Raw genomic sequence first — 17,891 nt, forward strand, 5'->3', positions numbered from 1 at the left:
TCGCCAGCTGACAGGCCCGGCTCCAGCCGGCGAACGCGGTGGGCCGCCAGCTACACCACGCTTGGGGACACGATCCGTGAGTGAATAAGCTGACGATCTGTGGGCAGAATGGCCTTAGCTCGCGATGACAGCCTGGGCCTCATAGTTTGTATGGCAATCCGCTTCAAGGCGAAACCGAATCGCCTTCAGCTCGCAGCCGTAAAGTCTTGCCATCGAAGGCCCTGCATTGCATATCTTCTGATGTCTTCCGTCGTATGGTTCTCGAAGCTCTCGTAAACAGGTCGGAAGTGGCGCGACGGCTTCAATCGCGATCGGCGCCTTGGCGTGCGATCTCGAAGAACTTGCGGCGCGCGTGCGCCCAACAGCCGACGTCGATGATTGGGCGGGCCTGCGGGGGGCGAAGAGCTCGTCGAAGCCGTCATGGACGTCCGCCTGCATCAGCCCGGCATAGCCGGTGAGAGCGGCGCGATGGAGATCGTGAGGGTCCCCTTTGAGTCCCGAATGCGTTAAAGCTCATCAAAGATTCGCCGGGAGGACTCCTGGTGTCGACCACCTCGCACGAGACGATCTCCTTGTCCTCAGTTCTTCGTACTCCCAGAAGCGCGGCGCAGCGCAAGGCTGCTTCACCGAAGCCCGCCACCGCGCCAAAAATGGGTGCCCCGCGCAAGAAGACTTCGGTCACGGCCAAGAAGGCGGTGGTGCCCAGGTTGCGCGTGTCCTCGTCGTCACCCTTGGGGCTGCTGGCGCTGCACCTCGTGACAGTATGGCAAGCGGCCGGCCGAAGCGGCCTCGTGTTTCTCGCCGAGAATGATCGCAGAGCCGAGCGGCTCGGTTCCATCATCCACGTTCTTGAGCCGGGTTGCGACGTGCTCGTCTATCCGCGACTGAACACGCTGCCGTTTGATCTGCTCGAACCATCACGTGACATCGCCGGCAGGCGGAGCTCCGTGTTGAGGCGTCTTGCGGGCGCGAAGAAGCCGGTCCTGCTGATCACCACCGCGGAGGCGATGATGGAGCGCCTGCCGCTGCCGGCTCACTGGTCGCGCACCGGCATGCTGCTTCGGGTCGGCGATGCCTATTCCGAACAGCAGCTCGAGGCGCGCTTCGAGGCGCTCGGATACGACCTCGACGACAGCCCCGATTATCCCGGCGGAGTGCTGTTTCACGGCAATACGTTCGAGATTTTCCCCGCCGGTGCGCTCGGTCCGTTCAGGATCGAGCATTCCGGAGGCAAGATAAGGCGGATTGCAAGCTTCAATCCGATGGATCAGCAGATGATCTCCGAGTTCAAGGAGCTTCAGATCGATCCGATGTCAGAGCGGCTCGCGTTCAACGAGCGCGCCCGCAACAGGTCAAACCTGTTCGAGTATTGCGCGCGCGCCAAGTGGATCGCGGACACGGCGGTGCCGAAGCATGCGAACACTTGGCTGAGTACGATCGAGGATGCGGCGGCCCGTGCCGAGCGCGATCGCGCCTATCTGAGCCGGCGCGAATGGAGCCAGGTGGCGAAGAGGATTGCTCTGCTGCCTCCGACAGCGCCATATCGGGCGACTCCGGAGTTCTTCAGGCAAACCGCCCCCCGAAAGGCGCTGCGCGCGTTCATCGAGGAAGCCCAGCACATTGACGCGCGTGTGCTGTTCGTTGCCGCGGTAGAGGCGGATTTGCGCCTGATGGCGCGGATGAGCGGCGTCAAGGCCGAATGCGTCGCGGACTGGGCGGAGGCGACGGCGCGGGGCAGGCAAGAAGCTGCCTTGCTGGCCGGCTTCGATGCTGGCTTCGTCGTTCCCGGTCGGAAGCCACTCGTCGTCATCACCGCATCCGACGTTCTCGGCAGTAGGGCACATCAGCCGCATCCCACGAACTGGGCATGGACGCCGGGCTTCGATGCCGTGGGCCTGCCCGAGCTCGGATCCGTGGTCGTTCATATGCAGCGCGGATTGGCGTGGCTCGGCGGGTTGCGGTCGATGGGCGGCGGAGGGGTCTCCCCACGCGAGATGGTCAGGCTGGTATTTGCCGGGAATGACGCCGTTCTCGTTCCGCTTGCCGAGCTGGCCTTGATCTGGCCTTACGCCGCCGAGCTCGGCGATACGTCCTTGGACAAAGCCGACGGCAGCTCATGGCGGCCACGGCGAGCCGACGCCGAGACCGAAATTCATGTCGTTGCCAAGCAGCTCGCCAAGCAGAGGAGCAAGCGCCGGCGTCGGCCGGCGCCGAAGCTCGTGCCGCGGCCGGCCACCTATGAGAAGTTCGCCGCGCGGTTTCCGTATTTCACCACCCCGGACCAGGCCAAGGCCATCCGCGACGTTCTCGATGATCTCGCGTCGGGGCACCCGATGGACCGCATCGTCTGCGGCGATGTCGGCTTCGGCAAGACCGAGGTCGCGTTGCGCGCCGCTGCGGCTGCCGTCCTGGCGGGAAAGCAGGTTGCAATCGTCGTTCCGACCACGGTGTTGGCGCGACAGCATGTCGAGACGTTCCGCAAACGCTTTGCGACGCTCGGCATCGACGTCGGAAACCTGTCACGGATTGCGTCGACGGCCGAGGCGCGCAAGGTGCGCGAAGGATTGAAGAGCGGTGAGCTCAAAGTCGTCGTCGGGACACTGTCGCTGGCCGCCAAGGAGATCAAGTTTGCCGATCTTGGCCTGATCATCATCGACGAAGAGCAGCATTTCGGTGCGGCTGACAAGGCCATGCTGTCCGGTCTCAACAAGAACGGTCATAGGCTCTGGATGAGCGCGACGCCCATCCCACGCACGCTCGCCGCGGGCTTGACCGGCCTGCGGGATCTCAGCGTGATTGCGACGCCGCCGGTTCATCGTGTTCCGGTCGTGACCAAGGTTGCGCCGCTTTCCGACATTGGGATCGCCGCTGCCCTGGTGCGCGAGCAGCGACGCAACGGCCAGAGTTTCGTGATCTGCCCGAGGATTCAGGATCTGGATCCGATGCTGGCCCGGATCCACGCGTCGGCGCCCGAGCTTCGGATCATTGCGATTCACGGCAGGTTGCCTACAGACGAGATCGACGAAAGGCTGATGAAATTCGTCGAAGGCAATGCGGACGTCTTGCTCGCGACCAATATCGTCGAAAGCGGTCTCGATATCCCGCGGGCCAACACCATCGTCGTATGCTGGCCTGAAAAATTTGGCCTGGCGCAGCTGCATCAGCTCCGCGGTCGGGTAGGGCGGGGCGGCATTCGCGCGTTCGCGCATTTCCTTACGGCGGGCGGTTCCGACCGGTCGGAGAAGCGGCTGTCCGTTCTCGAGGAGCTGAACCGCCCGGGTGCCGGCTTTGCGATCAGCGCGCGTGATCTCGACCTGCGCGGCGGCGGCGACATGCTGTCGGATCGGCAGTCCGGCCACGTGCAGGTGTTCGGCCCGACACTCTATGGCCATCTGCTGACCCTGGCGCTCGAGGGCGACCGCGAAGGGATGTCCGCTCTTTGGGTTCCGGAGCTGAACCTCCCCATCGCCGAGCTGCTTCCGTCGGATTATGTGCAGTCGGAGGCGCTCAGGCTCGAGATCTACGCGCGCGCCGCGCGGTGCCGAACGGATGACGAACTCGAAGAACTCGAGGACGAAACGCAACGCCGCTTCGGCACTCTGCCACCGGCGGCCTGCGACTTTTTCGCTGTGGCCAGGCTCAGGGTGAATTGCAGGGAGCGTGGGATCATGCGTCTCGATGTCGGGCCAGAGGCGATTGCGGCCATGCTGCTTCCGGGGCGGATTGGAAAATCGTGCTCACGCCTGCTGCAGCGTGATGGCAATCGGCTCATCTATGCCGAGCGCGGCGGCGAGCCTCCCTTACGAAGGATCGAACGGTTTCTGGACCTCCTGGACGAATAGCGGATGATACGCGAGTCCATTTGTGGCGTTACCTGATAGACAAGGCGCCCTGCGGATTCCAAGAAGAAACTATCTGAGGGGAAAACATGACTGGGCTTTCTGGGGTCTTCTTGCTGAAGGGGGAGGACGCTCTGGTCGCGATGGAACCAGGCCAGTTTGCGACCGAAGACGACTTCCAGCGCTTGCTGGCTCGATTTCCGGAGTTGCTTGTTGGCGATCAGATCGATCCGCAGAGCCCAAGGCGATGGCTCCTCGTAAAGCGTGAGCAGCCGATCTCGACGGGGGAGGCGAGCGCGTCTCTATGGTCGATCGACCACGTGTTCATCGACCAGGATGGCATCCTGACCTTGGTGGAGATTAAGCGGCAGAGCGATAGCCGTCTCCGGCGGGAGTTCATTGGTCAAATGCTGGACTACGCGGCCAGCTGTGCATCTTACTGGTCAGTAGAGGGGCTGCAATCCTCTCTGGACAAGACCTGCCTGGAGCAGGGCCTTACGTCGGAGGCTGCGCTTCGAGAGCTGCTCGGCACCGAGGCCAGTATCAACGAATTCTGGGAACGGGTCGGCACAAATCTTCAAGCTGAAAAGATTCGGCTCATTTTCCTTGCCGACGTGATACCCGTCGAATTGCGCCGTGTCGTGGAATTCCTCAACAGACAGATGAATCCTGTGGAAGTGCTGGCGGTCGAGCTGCGTCAGTTCGTCAACAAGGATCTAAAGACGATCGTACCAACGATCTACGGACAGAACCAGGCCATGACCCGAAAACGTCTGGGGGGCGTGACGAGGTGGAATGAACAAACCTTGTTCGAGAAGCTGTCCCGGACCGTCGGGCCCGATGAGCTGGATGTTGCGAGGGAAATCTTTGCATGGATGGCCAAGGGAGGCAAACGTCCCCTCGTCTTTGGGACAGGAAAGGAGAATGGCTCGGTCTATCCGGTATTCAAACCAGGCGGGGTGCTGATCAATCCAACATATCTGTCGTCGGACGGAAAGCTATGGCTCCAATTTGGGGCCCTCGAGAACAAGCCGATATTCGGATCGATGGATGCTCGACGCAAGCTGCTGGAGCGTTTCAACGCAATCAAGGGGGCGGACCTTCGCGAAGCTGATCTCTCGAAATACCCGTCAATTTCATTGAGGACGATCGTACAGGACCCTGCGGGCAGAGCCAGCTTGATAGCGGCCTTGAAATGGATGGAGGAACAAATCTACCCATCCAACGAGCTTGCCGAGCTGGGATGACAAGCCTCGCGCTTGGGCGCCGCAAAGCCGACCTCGTGCTCGAGACGGCATGTCGGGGGGCATTCCGCCAACACGCGGAAGCGGCCTCCGTCGGTCAAGTTTACGATCACCTCAGCGATCTAGGTCTCGGTCTGATTGACCGAGACGAGCGATGGCAGGGAGCAACTGCTGTAGAAGGACCGTGCATTCTTCGAGGTCACGGGACATGGCGACAACCGGCGGCCATACCGAGGGGCGTATTCTCACGACGGGCACGCAGACTTGTCAGCGGCGCGGAATTGGCGTCTGCTTGTTTGGACAACCCGTCGGAGGCGTGATCAGTGTCAAACGCACTCGTCGTCCGTGAGACCCACCTCCCCCGATCCCTCGATGGGCGCGCAGCGCAATATGTCCGCATGTCCACGGACTATCAGCGGTACTCAATCCAAAATCAGGCTGCAGCGATCGCGGCTTACGCGCATGCCCATGGACTTGCGATCGTCAAGACCTATGCTGACCATGGTGAGAGCGGTCTCAAAATCAAGAACAGGCCGGGACTTGCCAAGCTGATCGAGGATGTCAGCAATGGACGCGCCGAGTTCAACCACATCCTCGTCTACGACATCAGCCGGTGGGGGCGGTTCCAGGACGCCGACGAAGCTGCACACTACGAGTTTATCTGCAAGCAAGCCGGGATCAGTGTCAACTATTGCGCCGAGCAGTTCGACAACGATGGCAGCATGCTCTCTAACATCGTCAAGAACCTCAAAAGGGTCATGGCCGCCGAATACAGCCGTGAACTGTCGGTCAAGGTGCATACGGGTATTTGCCGCTTTGTTGGACTTGGATTTTTGCCCGGCGGGCCCATTGGCTACGGCCTTGAACGCGTTCTGGTCGACGAGCGCCTTCAGCCGAAGAGGATCATGGGAAAGGGAGAACGGAAATATCTTCAGACCGATCATATTCGTCTGCGGCCTGGCGATGCACACGAGGTCGCCATTGTGAGGCGGATCTTCGCTCGGTTCCTTCAGGTGAAGTCCGAGAAGGCCATCGCAAAGGAATTCAATCGCAACCGGGTATGGTGCCGAGGGAAGCCCTGGAGAGCTCCCACGATCAGCCGCATGCTGCGAAACGAAAGTTACGTCGGCAATCTGGTCTATAACCGGCAGTCAAGCAAGCTGGGCGGTGAGCGTATCAACAATCCCCCGAACCTATGGGTCCGTGCTGAACGTTGCTTTGAACCTATCGTTGCGAATGACGTCTTTCTTGCTGTTCAGAAAATCATGAAAGAGAGGCGCGTCGACATCAGTGAAGAGGAGATGCTGCTCCGTCTGAAGAAGACATTGAAGAAGGAGGGGCGTCTCACCCCGACGATCATCAACGCAACGGCCGAGCTCCCGTCCGCCCGAACCTTTGTTGATCATTTCGGGACTTTGCGAAATGCCTACAGGCTGATTGGATATCAGTCGCAGCGACGCTGTGAGTACATGGACATCCGTCAGGAGTGGGTTGAGCCACTCTCAGCTCTCGCCGTACGCCTTTGCCAAAGGATGGAAAAAGAAGGATGCAGCGCAAACCTTCACAGCGTGAAAAGCCGTTGGATCAACGTCGGTGTTCCCGAGCAGCATCTGATTGTTGACAAGAAGTGGCAGATCTATTTTCGGGTGGCTTACTGGACGGCTGGAGCGCGGCCGGGATTTTCTCCCTTTTGGACGGTCTCGTGTCGGCGTCTACCGGTCGGGTGGATCGTAGCAATCCGGCTAGATGAACATAATAGGGCCATTCTCGACTACGTCCTGATGCCAACGGTTCCGAACGACAGCAACATGATCAGATTCCGTGAGAATGGGCGTGCCGACCATGGCGTCGCCTACTTCAAGACGGAAAGTGAACTTACCCGGGCGCTGGTCCGCCTGCTTACCAAGGACAGGCGTGTCGTGCGAACAATGCAGCGACAGCGGTCCCGATCAGTGAAAACATCCCGATCCGCCGACAAGGGCGCTGGCGCACGGCTTCGATAGAGCGCAAGTAGAGATACGCTCCAAGGAACGGTCCGTAGTTGCGTCGGAAATCGCCGTTCATTTTGGAGATTTGAACAAGGTCGGATGCCGGATCTGATTGTTCGGCCATCACTGTCTCCCGAGTTGAGCCAGCACCTTATTAACCACTGATTTGCCCGACGGCGCAAGGCAAAATTCCGTTTATGCGAAATCGGTTCGACGGTTACGGCTGCCCAGGTGAGGCGATCTGCTCCGAACCCGCGCGGGCCGCCTCCTCCGGAGCAAAGCGAATGCGGACTGCCCGGTAGACGGTTGGTGCGCTCATGGCTCTCCTAGAGGAAGAGTGCAGGCCGAGTTGGCCGTGACGGGTTGGAAGCGGCGAGAGAGTTTTGCCGCGCCCGTCGCGGAGATCCGCGATGCAGGAACGGAGAGTTGGAGCGCATGCCGGTGAGGGCCGGGCGAGCCTCTATGAGGAGATCACGAGCAACATCATCAGCGAGCTGGAGGCCGGCCGCGTGCCCTGGATCCAGCCATGGGGAAGGCAAGCTGCGAAAGCTCAGCTTGCCTTGCCCGGTAATGCCGCGACCGGGCGATCGTACTCAGGGATCAACGTTCTGATACTTTGGGGAGCGGTGATCGAGCGCGGGTTTCGCGGCCAGAGCTGGCTGACGTTTCGACAGGCTTTGTCTCTAGGCGGCCATGTCCGCAAGGGCGAACGCGGTGTCACGGTCGTCTATGCCGATCGCTTCGTCCCATCCGACGAACGGCGGCGTGCGCGCGAAACCGGCGATGAGGCGCACGCCGTTCCGTTTCTGAAGCGCTTTACTGTCTTCAACACCGACCAATGCTCGGCTCTGCCGGACGATATCGCGACCACGGCACCGCCGGCGCCGGCCGGTGCTATCCAGCCCGCCGTGGAGTCGTTGATTAAGAACAGTGGCGTCGACTTCCGGATTGGCGGTGACCGGGCTTTCTATGCTCCGGTCGAGGACTTCGTGCAGGTCCCGCCGCCTGCGGCGTTCTTCGAGCCGATCAACTGGCACCGCACAGCCTTGCATGAGCTCGCGCATGCCAGCGGTCATGCCTCCCGGCTCAAGCGTGATTTGTCGGGGCGGTTCGGCAGCCGCGAATACGCCTTCGAGGAGTTGATCGCCGAGATAGCATCCGCCTTCAGCTGCGCGGCGCTTGGCATCGTGCCGACCCTGCGCCACGCGGACTATATCGGCTTCTGGCTCGATGTCCTGCGCGAGGACAATCGCGCTATCGTCCGGGCGGCGAGCCAGGCAAGCCGCGTGGCCGACTATCTCCTCGGCTTCGCACCTGGTGCGGCTGGCGGCACTGAGGCGATCGGACCGGATTGCACCGCTGCCTGAGCTTGCTCAACGAGGAGGAGAGGAAGAGGGCGAGAGGTGCTCTGCGAGGGGTGAAGGCCTGAGAGAGAGGCTCCGGGCTACCCTTCGCGGAGAACCAAGAGATGACCAAAGCCGCCCAGAAGATCACGCTGTCGCCGTCGCGTGACATCCCCTTCAACAAGCTGGTGCTGAGCCAATCCAACGTACGCCGCGTCAAGGACGGCGTTTCCATCGAACAGTTGGCGGAGAGCATCGCCGAGCGGACGCTGCTGCAAAGCCTCAACGTTCGGGCCGTCCTCGATGCTGACGGCAAGGAGACCGGGATGTTCGAGGTGCCGGCGGGCGGCCGCCGCTACCGTGCCCTCGAACTCCTCGTCAAGCAGAAGCGGATGGCGAAAACGCAAGCTGTGCCTTGCGTGGTGCGCGATTCCGGTTCCGCCCTGGACGACTCGCTCGCCGAGAACGACCAGCGTGTCGGTCTGCATCCCCTGGATCAATTTCAGGCGTTCCAGGCCCTGCGTGACGGCGGCATGGGAGAGGAGGAGATCGCGGCGCGGCACTTCGTGACCGTTGCGGTCGTCAAGCAGCGGCTGCGGCTGGCCGCGGTCTCGCCGGCGCTTCTGGACGTGTATGCCGCCGACGGCATGACCCTGGAGCAGCTGATGGCGTTTTCGGTGACGTCGGATCATGCACGCCAACAGGAGGTCTGGGACAAGGTCAGCCGTTCCGGCGGCGATTCGCCCTACCAGATCCGGCGGCAACTCACCGAGCAGACGGTTCGGGCGTTCGACCGCAGGGTCCAGTTCATAGGGCTGGCTGCCTACGAGATGGCCGGTGGCGCTGTGCTGCGGGATCTGTTCGAGGCCGACGATGGCGGCTGGCTCCACGATGTCGCGCTGTTGGACCGGCTCGTGGCGGAGAAGCTGAAGGCGGAGGCGGAGCGGATTGGCCTTGAGGGCTGGAAGTGGATCGCGGCCGCCGTGGACTTCCCTTTCGGGCATACTCATGGCTTGCGCGAGCTTCACGGGCAGCCGGCAGAGCTCACCGCCGACGAGCGGGCGACCATGGAAGCGCTGCGGACTGAGCAGGCCAGGCTCGAGGCCGAACACGGTCAGGCCGATGAACTGCCTGAGGATGTCGATCAGCGTCTCGGTGAGATCGAGGCGGCGCTGCAGTCCTTTGACGAACGGCCGATGATCTTCGATGCAGCCGAGATGGCGCGCGCTGGCGCGTTCGTCAGCATCGACTCGGAAGGCCGACTGCGCGTCGCCCGCGGTTTCGTCCGACCCGAGGATGAGGCCGTGGTGTCGGAAGATGAGCCGGAGACCGAAGCTGGTCACGACAGGGACACTGCGACCGCCATTCCGGATATGGAGGGCGGGGTGCCGGCGGCGAGAATCGTCATCGGTCACGGCGAGCAGGAAGCGCCCGCCGACGCGGAGGATGTCGAGCGGCCGCTGCCCGACCGGTTGATCAGCGAGCTCTCGGCGTATCGCACGCTCGCCCTTCGTGAGGCACTCGGCCGAGAGCCATCCATCGCCTTCCAGGCGGTGCTGCACACCTTCGTGCTCGCGGCCTTCTATCCCTACGGGTCAGTCCTCAACTGCCTGGAGATCTCGCTGCGCACCCCGAGCTTCCCGGCGCAGCCACCGGGCCTGCAGGACAGCGCTCCGGCAAAGGCGATCGTCGCGCGTCACGCGGCCTGGAAGGCGAAGCTGCCGGCCAACGGCAAGGACCTCTGGGCAGCGTTGACGACGATGGACGGAGCGGCCCAGGCAGAGCTGTTCGCCCATTGCGCCGCGCAGGCGGTGAACGCGATCTTTGAGCCGGCCAACCGCCTGCATCAAGGCCGCCTGTCCGCCCATGGCGTCCGCGGGCGCCTCGAACAGGCCGACCATCTGTCGCGCGCCGTCGGGCTCGACATGATCAGCGCCGGCTGGAAGCCCACCGTCGACACCTATCTCGGTCGCGTCACCAAGCACCGCATCCTGCGGGCCGTGCGAGAAGCGAAGGGCGAAGCGTCGGCGCAGCTCATCGAGCATCTGAGGAAGCCGGACATGGCGCGTGAAGCCGAGCGGTTGCTTGAAGGCAGTCGCTGGTTGCCCGAGCCGCTGCGTGGCGCGGATGCCGAGGTAACGCAGGCGGTCGATGGCGTCGATTCCGCTAGCCTGCCGGCGTTCCTCAGTGAGGATGAGGAGGCGACGGAAGGCGCTGACGACGTGGAGGAGATAGTTGCCGCGGAATGATCAGCTTGCCTTCGCGGCCGATCCCAACCTGAAGAAACCGAAGTGCAAGCCCGGTCAGATCGGCCGGGCTTTTTTCATGGAGGTCACTGTCGCGTCGAGCAGCTCGAGAGTGAGAGAGGCGGAGCAGCGCGATTGAGTCCGCCGGACCGGAGAGAGCGTTCGGCGGTGCTCTTCCGTGTTCCGCTCTCCTTGAAGGTTCCTCGACATGATCACCGAGACGAGCTCACCTGCGGCGCCCTTCGCGCTGCTTGCGCGCGCCAAGGCCGTCCTTCGTGCAGCCGAGCTGCTGCTGCCAAACCTTACCCGTGGCGAGCGGATCGATGCCAGGTGCCTGCGCCTGGCCATGCAGACCGCGTTTGGCGCCAGTGACGCCGATGGAAGCTGGGATTGGAAGACGGCCTACGACGCCTGTGAGATCGCCTCTGTCCTATTCCTCGTCAAGCACGGTCCAGCGATGATCAAGGCCAGCAAAGGCACTCCCCCGGCCATGCTGCCGATGGTCGCAAAGGTCGCGGCCCTACTGCCGAGCCACACCAGGCGCTCACTCGAGAGCCAGAGTCTTCAGCAGTTCTCGACCCCGCTGCCATTGGCGTTCGCTGCGGCCGCGGCGGCGCAAGTGACCTCGGCCGATCGGGTGCTCGAGCCATCGGCGGGGACAGGAATCCTGGCCGTCTTTGCGGAGCTTGCTGGCGGCTCGCTTCTGCTCAATGAGCTCGCTGCAAGTCGCGCAGCCTTGCTCGATCTGGTGTTCGCGGGTCTGACCGTGACCCGCTTCGACGCCGCGCAGATCGATGATCATCTCGATGCGGCCTTCGTTCCAAGCGTGGTTCTGATGAATCCCCCGTTCTCGGCGACCGCGAGTGTGGACCGTCCGCTGGCCGATACGGCGTTGCGCCATGTGTCTTCGGCCCTCGCACGTCTTGGAGACGGTGGGCGACTGGTCGCAATCACGGCCGCCGGCCTTGCGCCCGACAATCCGACCTGGACGGATGCCTTCGTGCATCTGCAGGAGCGCGGTCGTCTGGTGTTCTCCGCGGCGATCGATGGCACTGTCTATGCGCGGCAGGGCACGACAACCGCCACACGGATGCTCGTGATCGACAAGCGCCCAGCGCCGGACGCTCGTGTGTTTCCGCAATCTGCCGGGGTGGCACCTGATGTCAGGACCTTGCTCGGCTGGATCACGGCGCTCGTGCCACCGCGGCCGCCGATGGCCGGCCGGTTTGTCGCTCAGGTGGGGCAGCGTGCAAAAATTCGTTCGAGACGGGATCTGGATCCCGCATGCTCCTCTCCATCGCCGACGTCCAGTGAGCCTGAGGGCTGCGAGCTCGCCTACGACATCGTGGATGAGGTCTCCGACGAAGGAACTCGCCTGACTGACGCGCTCTATGAGACGTATCAGTTGCAGTCGATCCGGATTCCGGGCGTGCAGCCTCATCCCACGAAGCTCGTGCAGTCGGCGGCGATGGCCTCCGTCGCACCGCCCAAGCCGTCCTATCGGCCGCATCTTCCGGCCAGGATCGTCGCCGAAGGCGTGCTGTCCGGCGCGCAGCTCGAGAGTCTCATCTTTGCTGGCGAAGCGCATGGTGGACTCCTCGCCGGCTTTTGGACGGTCGACGAGACCTTCGACCAGGTCCGTGCGGTCGGAGAGGACACGGAGACGGCGGTCCGCTTCCGGCGCGGCTGGTTCCTCGGTGATGGCACGGGCGCCGGAAAAGGCCGCCAGGTCGCCGGCATCCTGCTCGACAATTGGCTGAAGGGCCGGCGCCGGGCGGTCTGGATCAGCAGGTCCGACGAGCTGATCGAGGACGCGCAGCGCGACTGGGCAGCGCTCGGCATGGAGCGGCTTCAGGTCACGCCGCTGTCGCGCTTCCGCCAGGGGGCGCCGATCCGGCTCGATGAGGCCATCCTTTTCACGACCTACGCCACGCTGCGGACCGACGAGAAGGCCGAGAAGCTTTCCCGCGTGCGACAGATCGTCGACTGGGTGGGACGGAATTTCGATGGCGTGATCATCTTCGACGAGAGCCATGCGATGCAGAACGCCGCAGGCCACAAGGGCGATCGGGGCGATCAGGCGGCTTCACAGCAGGGCCGCGCCGGATTGCGGTTGCAGCATGCGCTGCCCAATGCCCGCATCGTCTACGTCTCGGCGACAGGCGCGACCACCGTTCACAATCTGGCCTATGCCCAGAGGCTGGGACTGTGGGGCAGCGCGGATTTCCCGTTTGCGACGCGGGCGGACTTCGTGGCGGCGATCGAGCAGGGCGGCGTCGCGGCCATGGAGGTGATGGCGCGCGATCTCAAGGCCCTCGGGCTTTATGCGGCGCGCTCGCTGTCCTTCGAGGGCGTCGAATACGAGCCGCTCGAGCACCGGCTCACGGACGAGCAGGTCAGGATCTATGATGCCTATGCCGAGGCGTTCGCGGTCATTCACAACAACCTCGAGGCCGCGATGCAGGCGACCAACATCACCGGCGCAACCGGCACGCTCAACGCCCAGGCCAAATCGGCCGCGCGCTCGGCCTTTGAGTCGGCGAAGCAGCGCTTCTTCGGGCACCTCCTGACTTCGATGAAGACGCCGACGCTGATTCAGGCGATCAAGCGCGATCTCGATGCTGGCCACGCCGCGGTCGTCCAGATCGTCTCCACAGGTGAAGCCCTGATGGAGCGCCGGCTGGCCGAGATCCCGACCGAGGAGTGGGGCGACGTCCAGGTCGACATCACGCCGCGCGAATATGTCCTCGATTATCTCGCCCATTCCTTCCCGGTCCAGCTCTACGAGCCGTTCACCGATCGCGAGGGAAATCTGTTGTCGCGTCCGGTCACTCGCGATGGCCGGCCGGTCGAGAGCCGCGAAGCGGTCGCTCGCCGCGATCAGATGATCGAACATCTCGCTTCGCTCGCCCCGGTGCCGGGTGCGCTCGACCAGATCGTTCAGCGCTTCAGCACGGACATGGTCGCTGAGGTCACGGGCAGGTCGAGACGGATCGTCCGCGTCCGCGATCGGATGGTGGTCGAGACGAGGGCGACATCTGCCAACCTCGCTGAGGCCGCAGCGTTCATGGATGATAGGAAGCGCATCCTGGTGTTCTCGGATGCCGGCGGCACAGGCCGCAGCTACCACGCCGAGCTCTCGGCGACGAACAAGCGGCTGCGGGTGCATTATCTACTGGAGCCAGGCTGGAAGGCGGATGCCGCGATCCAGGGGCTTGGCCGGACCAATCGCACCAACCAGGCGCAGCCACCGCTCTTTCGCCCTATCGCCACCGACGTGAAAGCCGAGAAGCGCTTCCTGTCGACGATCGCGCGCCGGCTCGACACGTTGGGCGCGATCACCCGTGGCCAGCGCCAGACCGGCGGACAGGGACTGTTCCGGCCGGAGGACAATCTCGAAGGCCCGCACGCCCGCGATGCCCTGCGTCAGTTCTATGGGCTGCTCGCCCGTGGGCAATTGGGGAGCTGCTCGCTGCAGCGGTTCGAGCAGGCCACGGGATTGAAGCTCACGGACGAGAACGGCCTTCGCGACCAGCTGCCGCCGATCACGACATTCCTGAACCGGCTGCTGGCGCTGACCATCGAGCTGCAGAACATCCTGTTCACGGTGTTCGAGCAGTTGCTCGCGGCGCGGATCGAGGGCGCGGTCGCATCCGGGACTTTCGATGCCGGTCTGGAGACGCTGCGTGCAGAAAGCTTCGTCGTCATGGAGCGGCGCACCATCAACACCCATCCGGCAACAGGTGCCGAGACGCATCTCGTCACCATCGCCCAGCGTGACCGCAACCGGCCGATGCCGCTGAACGAGGCCTTGGAGCGGCTGTTGCAACGCCGCGCTGTTCCCGTGACCCATGTCCGCTCGGGGCGAGCGGCGATCCAGGTGCCGGCGCCGAGCTGGTTGCTCGACGATGGCGAGATCGAGCAGCGCGTCCATCTGATCGGACCGATGCGACGCCAGACTCTGCCGCTCGCCAGGCTGGCCGAGCATGATTGGGCCGAGGCAGACCGCGAGCAGTTCAAGGCCGGCTGGAGTGCGGAACTCGCATCCATTCCGGAGTCCACGACCACCACGATCTACCTCGTCACAGGGCTTCTGCTGCCGATCTGGAAACGCCTCCCTCAGGAATCCACGCGGGTCTACCGGCTCCAGACCGACGCGGGCGAGCGCATCATCGGCCGCAAGGTGCCACTCAGTTGGGTCACCGCAGTGTCGACCGAGCGACCTTCGCTCGTTCCCGATGACGTGTTCACATCCGTGCTGCGTGACGGCTACGTACTCGATCTTCATGAGGGCTTGCAGCTGCGGAGGGTGCGCGTCATGGGCGCCAACCGGATCGAGCTCTTGGGCTTCCCTGCGGGCTTACGGGATTGTCTAAGGGCCTGCGGGCTGTTCAGCGAGATCATCTCGTGGAGGCTGCGGATGTTCGTGCCGACCGATGCAAGCGGCCCGGCGATCCTAGCCAGCGTTCTGGAGCGGTTTCCAATTGCTGAGGTCCGCGGGCGGGAGCTGTCGTGATGTCAGACGACGCGTCTGAACTGGCGCGCCGCCTTGCGCGTGAGGCCGAGGCGGTGTGCCGTCACTATCTGTCCAACGGCAGACGTCAGGGACGCTACTGGTTGGTCGGTGATGTCAACAACACGCCGGGCCGATCATTGTTCGTGCGATTGCACGCCTCGTCGAAGGGGCCGGCGGGCAAATGGACGGATGCTGCGACCGGGGAGCATGGCGATCTGCTCGACGTCATCGGCTCGGTTTGTGGCCTGAGCAGCTTTCACGAGGTTGCCGGGGAGGCGCGCCGCTTTCTGAAGCTGCCGGACTGGGAACGCAAGCTTCCAGTCGGTGCTGTGAATGACGTGCGCCCCCGCGACTCCGCCCGAGCGGCTCGCCGGCTGTTTGCGATGGGGCAGCCGCTGTCTGGAACGCGCGGCGAGGCCTATCTTGCTCATCGCGGTATCGACCCGCGCGCAGGCACTGATGGTCTACGTTTTCATCCACGTTGCTACTATCGGCCGGACGATGCCACCGATGTCGAGACGTGGCCCGCGCTGATTGCCGCTGTGACGGACCTCGAGGGGCGCATCACCGGGGTTCATCGCACCTGGCTGGATCCCGATGGCTTCGACGATCGCCGGCTTGGCAAGGCGCCAATCGACACGCCGCGGCGGGCGATGGGCGATCTGCTTGGGCATGCCGTGCGCTTCGGGACCGCCAAGCACGTGCTTGCGGCCGGCGAGGGCATCGAGACCATGCTGTCGTTGCGGACGGTGCTGCCGACCTTGCCGGTTGCTGCTGCGCTCTCGGCCAACCATCTGGCGAATCTGCTGTGGCCGGCCACGCTGCGCCGGATCTATGTCGCTGTCGATGCTGATGCTGCTGGTATCGCCGCGGCAGAGACGTTGACGACACGCGCGCTGGACGCCGGTATCGAGGCGATCGCATTATGCCCTCACCTGGACGACTTCAACGAAGACCTACGCGTTTTAGGGACAGCCAAGCTCCTGGACGTCTTGCGTCATCAGCTGCTGCCCGAAGATGCCGAGCGCTTCGTGAGCGCGGCTGCGACCTAAACGTCGGCTCGACGCTGGAGAGTCGTTCGGCGCTCGCCGCACATTGTCGGGACAAGAGGATCTCGTCAGGGCGTCAGAGAGCCGCGGCGGGGCCTTCTGAGAGGCGATCGGACGGCAGGCGGTCCGGTCCGGCAATGGCGGTGCGTGGCTATTTTCCGCCGGCCCGCAGGCGGGCCTTTGCATCGCGAGGCAAAATAGCCGCGCACACCGCCATCCTCCGCTGTCGCTCCGGCCCGCTGCTCGAGGGGATCAGCGGGTTCTGGTCCGGTCCTCCCGCCGTCTTGGAGATCGCCATGGAAGGCCGCGATCGACGCGGTCACTGAACATAGACGAGATTCCCATGTCCGACCGGCAAGACGAGATGCGTGAGCCGCACGATACGCAGTCGAGCACCGACAACACCCTGACCGAACTCCAGCTGTACGGCTACCGCCCCTTCGACGATGAGCCTGATCCTCGGCCGCTCCCTGAAGGCAGGGTCATCGCCGGCGCGGTCGCCGATATCTTCGACGCCCTGGTCGCGACGCTCTCGGAGACGCGCCTCGAGCCTGAGCTGAAGGAGCTCTTGTGGTCAACGGTCAACCTGTTCCACCGTGCCACGATGCGCGTCGAGCGCGAGCTCGACGACAACGAGCAGGCGCAGCGCTCGAGTCAGCGCGAGCAGAACGGCTCCGAGGTGCGCTCGGTCGAGCTCGAGCGCCTGACGTCGGAAGGACTGTCACTGGTCGAGCGTCGCAACGCCATGGAGCTGTTCCGCGATCTGGCCGCCGAGGCCTTCGAGCTCCATACGCGATCGCCGTGGCGGCCTCGCTCGGGATCGCAGGTCAGCCATCGCACGCTGACGGCGGCCATGATCGACTCCCGCGATTTCCTTGCCGCCAAGCATCGGGCTGAGACGGAGGTCATGCTGCCGCCAGGCCCCAAGATCGCGCTGACCGGCGGACCGGACTTCAATGACGTCGCACTCATCTGGGATCGTCTAGACAAGGTCCATGCCAAGCATCCCGACATGGTCCTCCTGCATGGCGGCTCGCCGAAGGGGGCCGAGCTGATCGCCAGCAAATGGGCATCGAACCGCAAGGTTCCGCAGATCGCGTTCAAGCCCGATTGGACAAGACACAATAAGGCCGCCCCCTTCAAGCGCAATGACGCCATGCTGGCGACGCTGCCGATCGGCGCCATGGTCTTCCCGGGCTCCGGGATCCAAGGCAATCTCGCTGACAAGGCTCGCCGCCTCGGCATTCCCGTCTGGACCTTCGGGCAAGGCGGCGCGTGAGCGCCGTCAACTGTGCAGGTCCTTTGCGTTCGTCCAAGCGGCTGCGGCGACATCCCAAGCGACTCCTGCGCTCGGCATCGACATGTATGTCTGCTTGAATGCGTCGGACCTGGTGGCGCAGGGTGCATGGTGGTCGCTGACCGCCGCGACGATGCCTGCAATCGGCAGCGCTACCTCTCGACCGGAATATCCCCGAACAGCTCTCGTGTTTGGCGACGGTCCCGCAACCTGCAAATGGATCAGCCTCTCGTCGCTGTGCCGGCCTTGATGTGCCTTGCGATTGGCGGCACAACTGCTCGAAGGTGGAGCTGTCGAGTGAATCGAGGTTTGATGGTCGCGTGGGCGACGCGGACGTGCTGGAGCTCGGCGCAGTGCCTCCTGAGCCGC

At 63.6% G+C, this 17,891-nt stretch carries 9 protein-coding genes; 8 read left to right on the forward strand and 1 reads right to left on the reverse strand.

All coding sequences use genetic code 11. The features are described from left to right. Positions 1–301: 301 nt before the first annotated feature. On the reverse strand, positions 302–379 hold the full coding sequence (locus QW863_RS36105; RefSeq protein ID WP_409998038.1) for a transposase: 78 nt from the start codon (positions 377–379) through the stop codon (positions 302–304). 358 nt (positions 380–737) lie between these two features. Between QW863_RS36105 and QW863_RS35225 the strand changes: the two genes are divergently transcribed. From QW863_RS35225 to QW863_RS35260, 8 genes are all read left to right on the forward strand, one after another. Continuing rightward, complete coding sequence (locus QW863_RS35225; RefSeq protein ID WP_315718544.1) at positions 738–3,842, forward strand: DEAD/DEAH box helicase; 3,105 nt, start codon at positions 738–740, stop codon at positions 3,840–3,842. 86 nt (positions 3,843–3,928) lie between these two features. Next, positions 3,929–5,086 (forward strand): hypothetical protein, encoded by a 1,158-nt coding sequence (locus tag QW863_RS35230; protein ID WP_315770019.1) that lies wholly within the window; start codon positions 3,929–3,931, stop codon positions 5,084–5,086. Positions 5,087–5,406: 320 nt separating this feature from the next. Then, positions 5,407–7,086 (forward strand): recombinase family protein, encoded by a 1,680-nt coding sequence (locus QW863_RS35235; protein WP_315718530.1) that lies wholly within the window; start codon positions 5,407–5,409, stop codon positions 7,084–7,086. A 395-nt stretch (positions 7,087–7,481) separates the two neighbouring features. Beyond that, positions 7,482–8,438, forward strand: a complete 957-nt coding sequence (locus QW863_RS35240) for an ArdC family protein (protein ID WP_315718531.1) — start codon at positions 7,482–7,484, stop codon at positions 8,436–8,438. Between the two features lie 101 nt (positions 8,439–8,539). Then, positions 8,540–10,663, forward strand: a complete 2,124-nt coding sequence (locus tag QW863_RS35245; protein ID WP_315718532.1) for a ParB/RepB/Spo0J family partition protein — start codon at positions 8,540–8,542, stop codon at positions 10,661–10,663. 205 nt (positions 10,664–10,868) lie between these two features. Next, positions 10,869–15,176: a strawberry notch-like NTP hydrolase domain-containing protein gene (locus tag QW863_RS35250; protein WP_315770023.1), complete on the forward strand. Its 4,308-nt coding sequence runs from the start codon at positions 10,869–10,871 to the stop codon at positions 15,174–15,176. After that, a complete protein-coding gene (locus QW863_RS35255) occupies positions 15,176–16,228 on the forward strand; it encodes a toprim domain-containing protein (RefSeq protein ID WP_315718534.1) in 1,053 nt (350 codons plus the stop codon). The genes QW863_RS35250 and QW863_RS35255 overlap by 1 nt, the downstream gene beginning before the upstream one ends. Positions 16,229–16,568: 340 nt before the next feature. Then, positions 16,569–17,504 carry a DUF2493 domain-containing protein gene (locus QW863_RS35260; protein WP_315718535.1) on the forward strand — a complete coding sequence of 312 codons (936 nt, stop codon included), beginning with the start codon at positions 16,569–16,571 and terminating at the stop codon, positions 17,502–17,504. The last annotated feature ends 387 nt before the right edge of the window (positions 17,505–17,891 follow it).

The organism is Bradyrhizobium sp. SZCCHNR1017 (assembly GCF_032381375.1).
Taxonomy (GTDB): Bacteria; Pseudomonadota; Alphaproteobacteria; order Rhizobiales; family Xanthobacteraceae; genus Bradyrhizobium.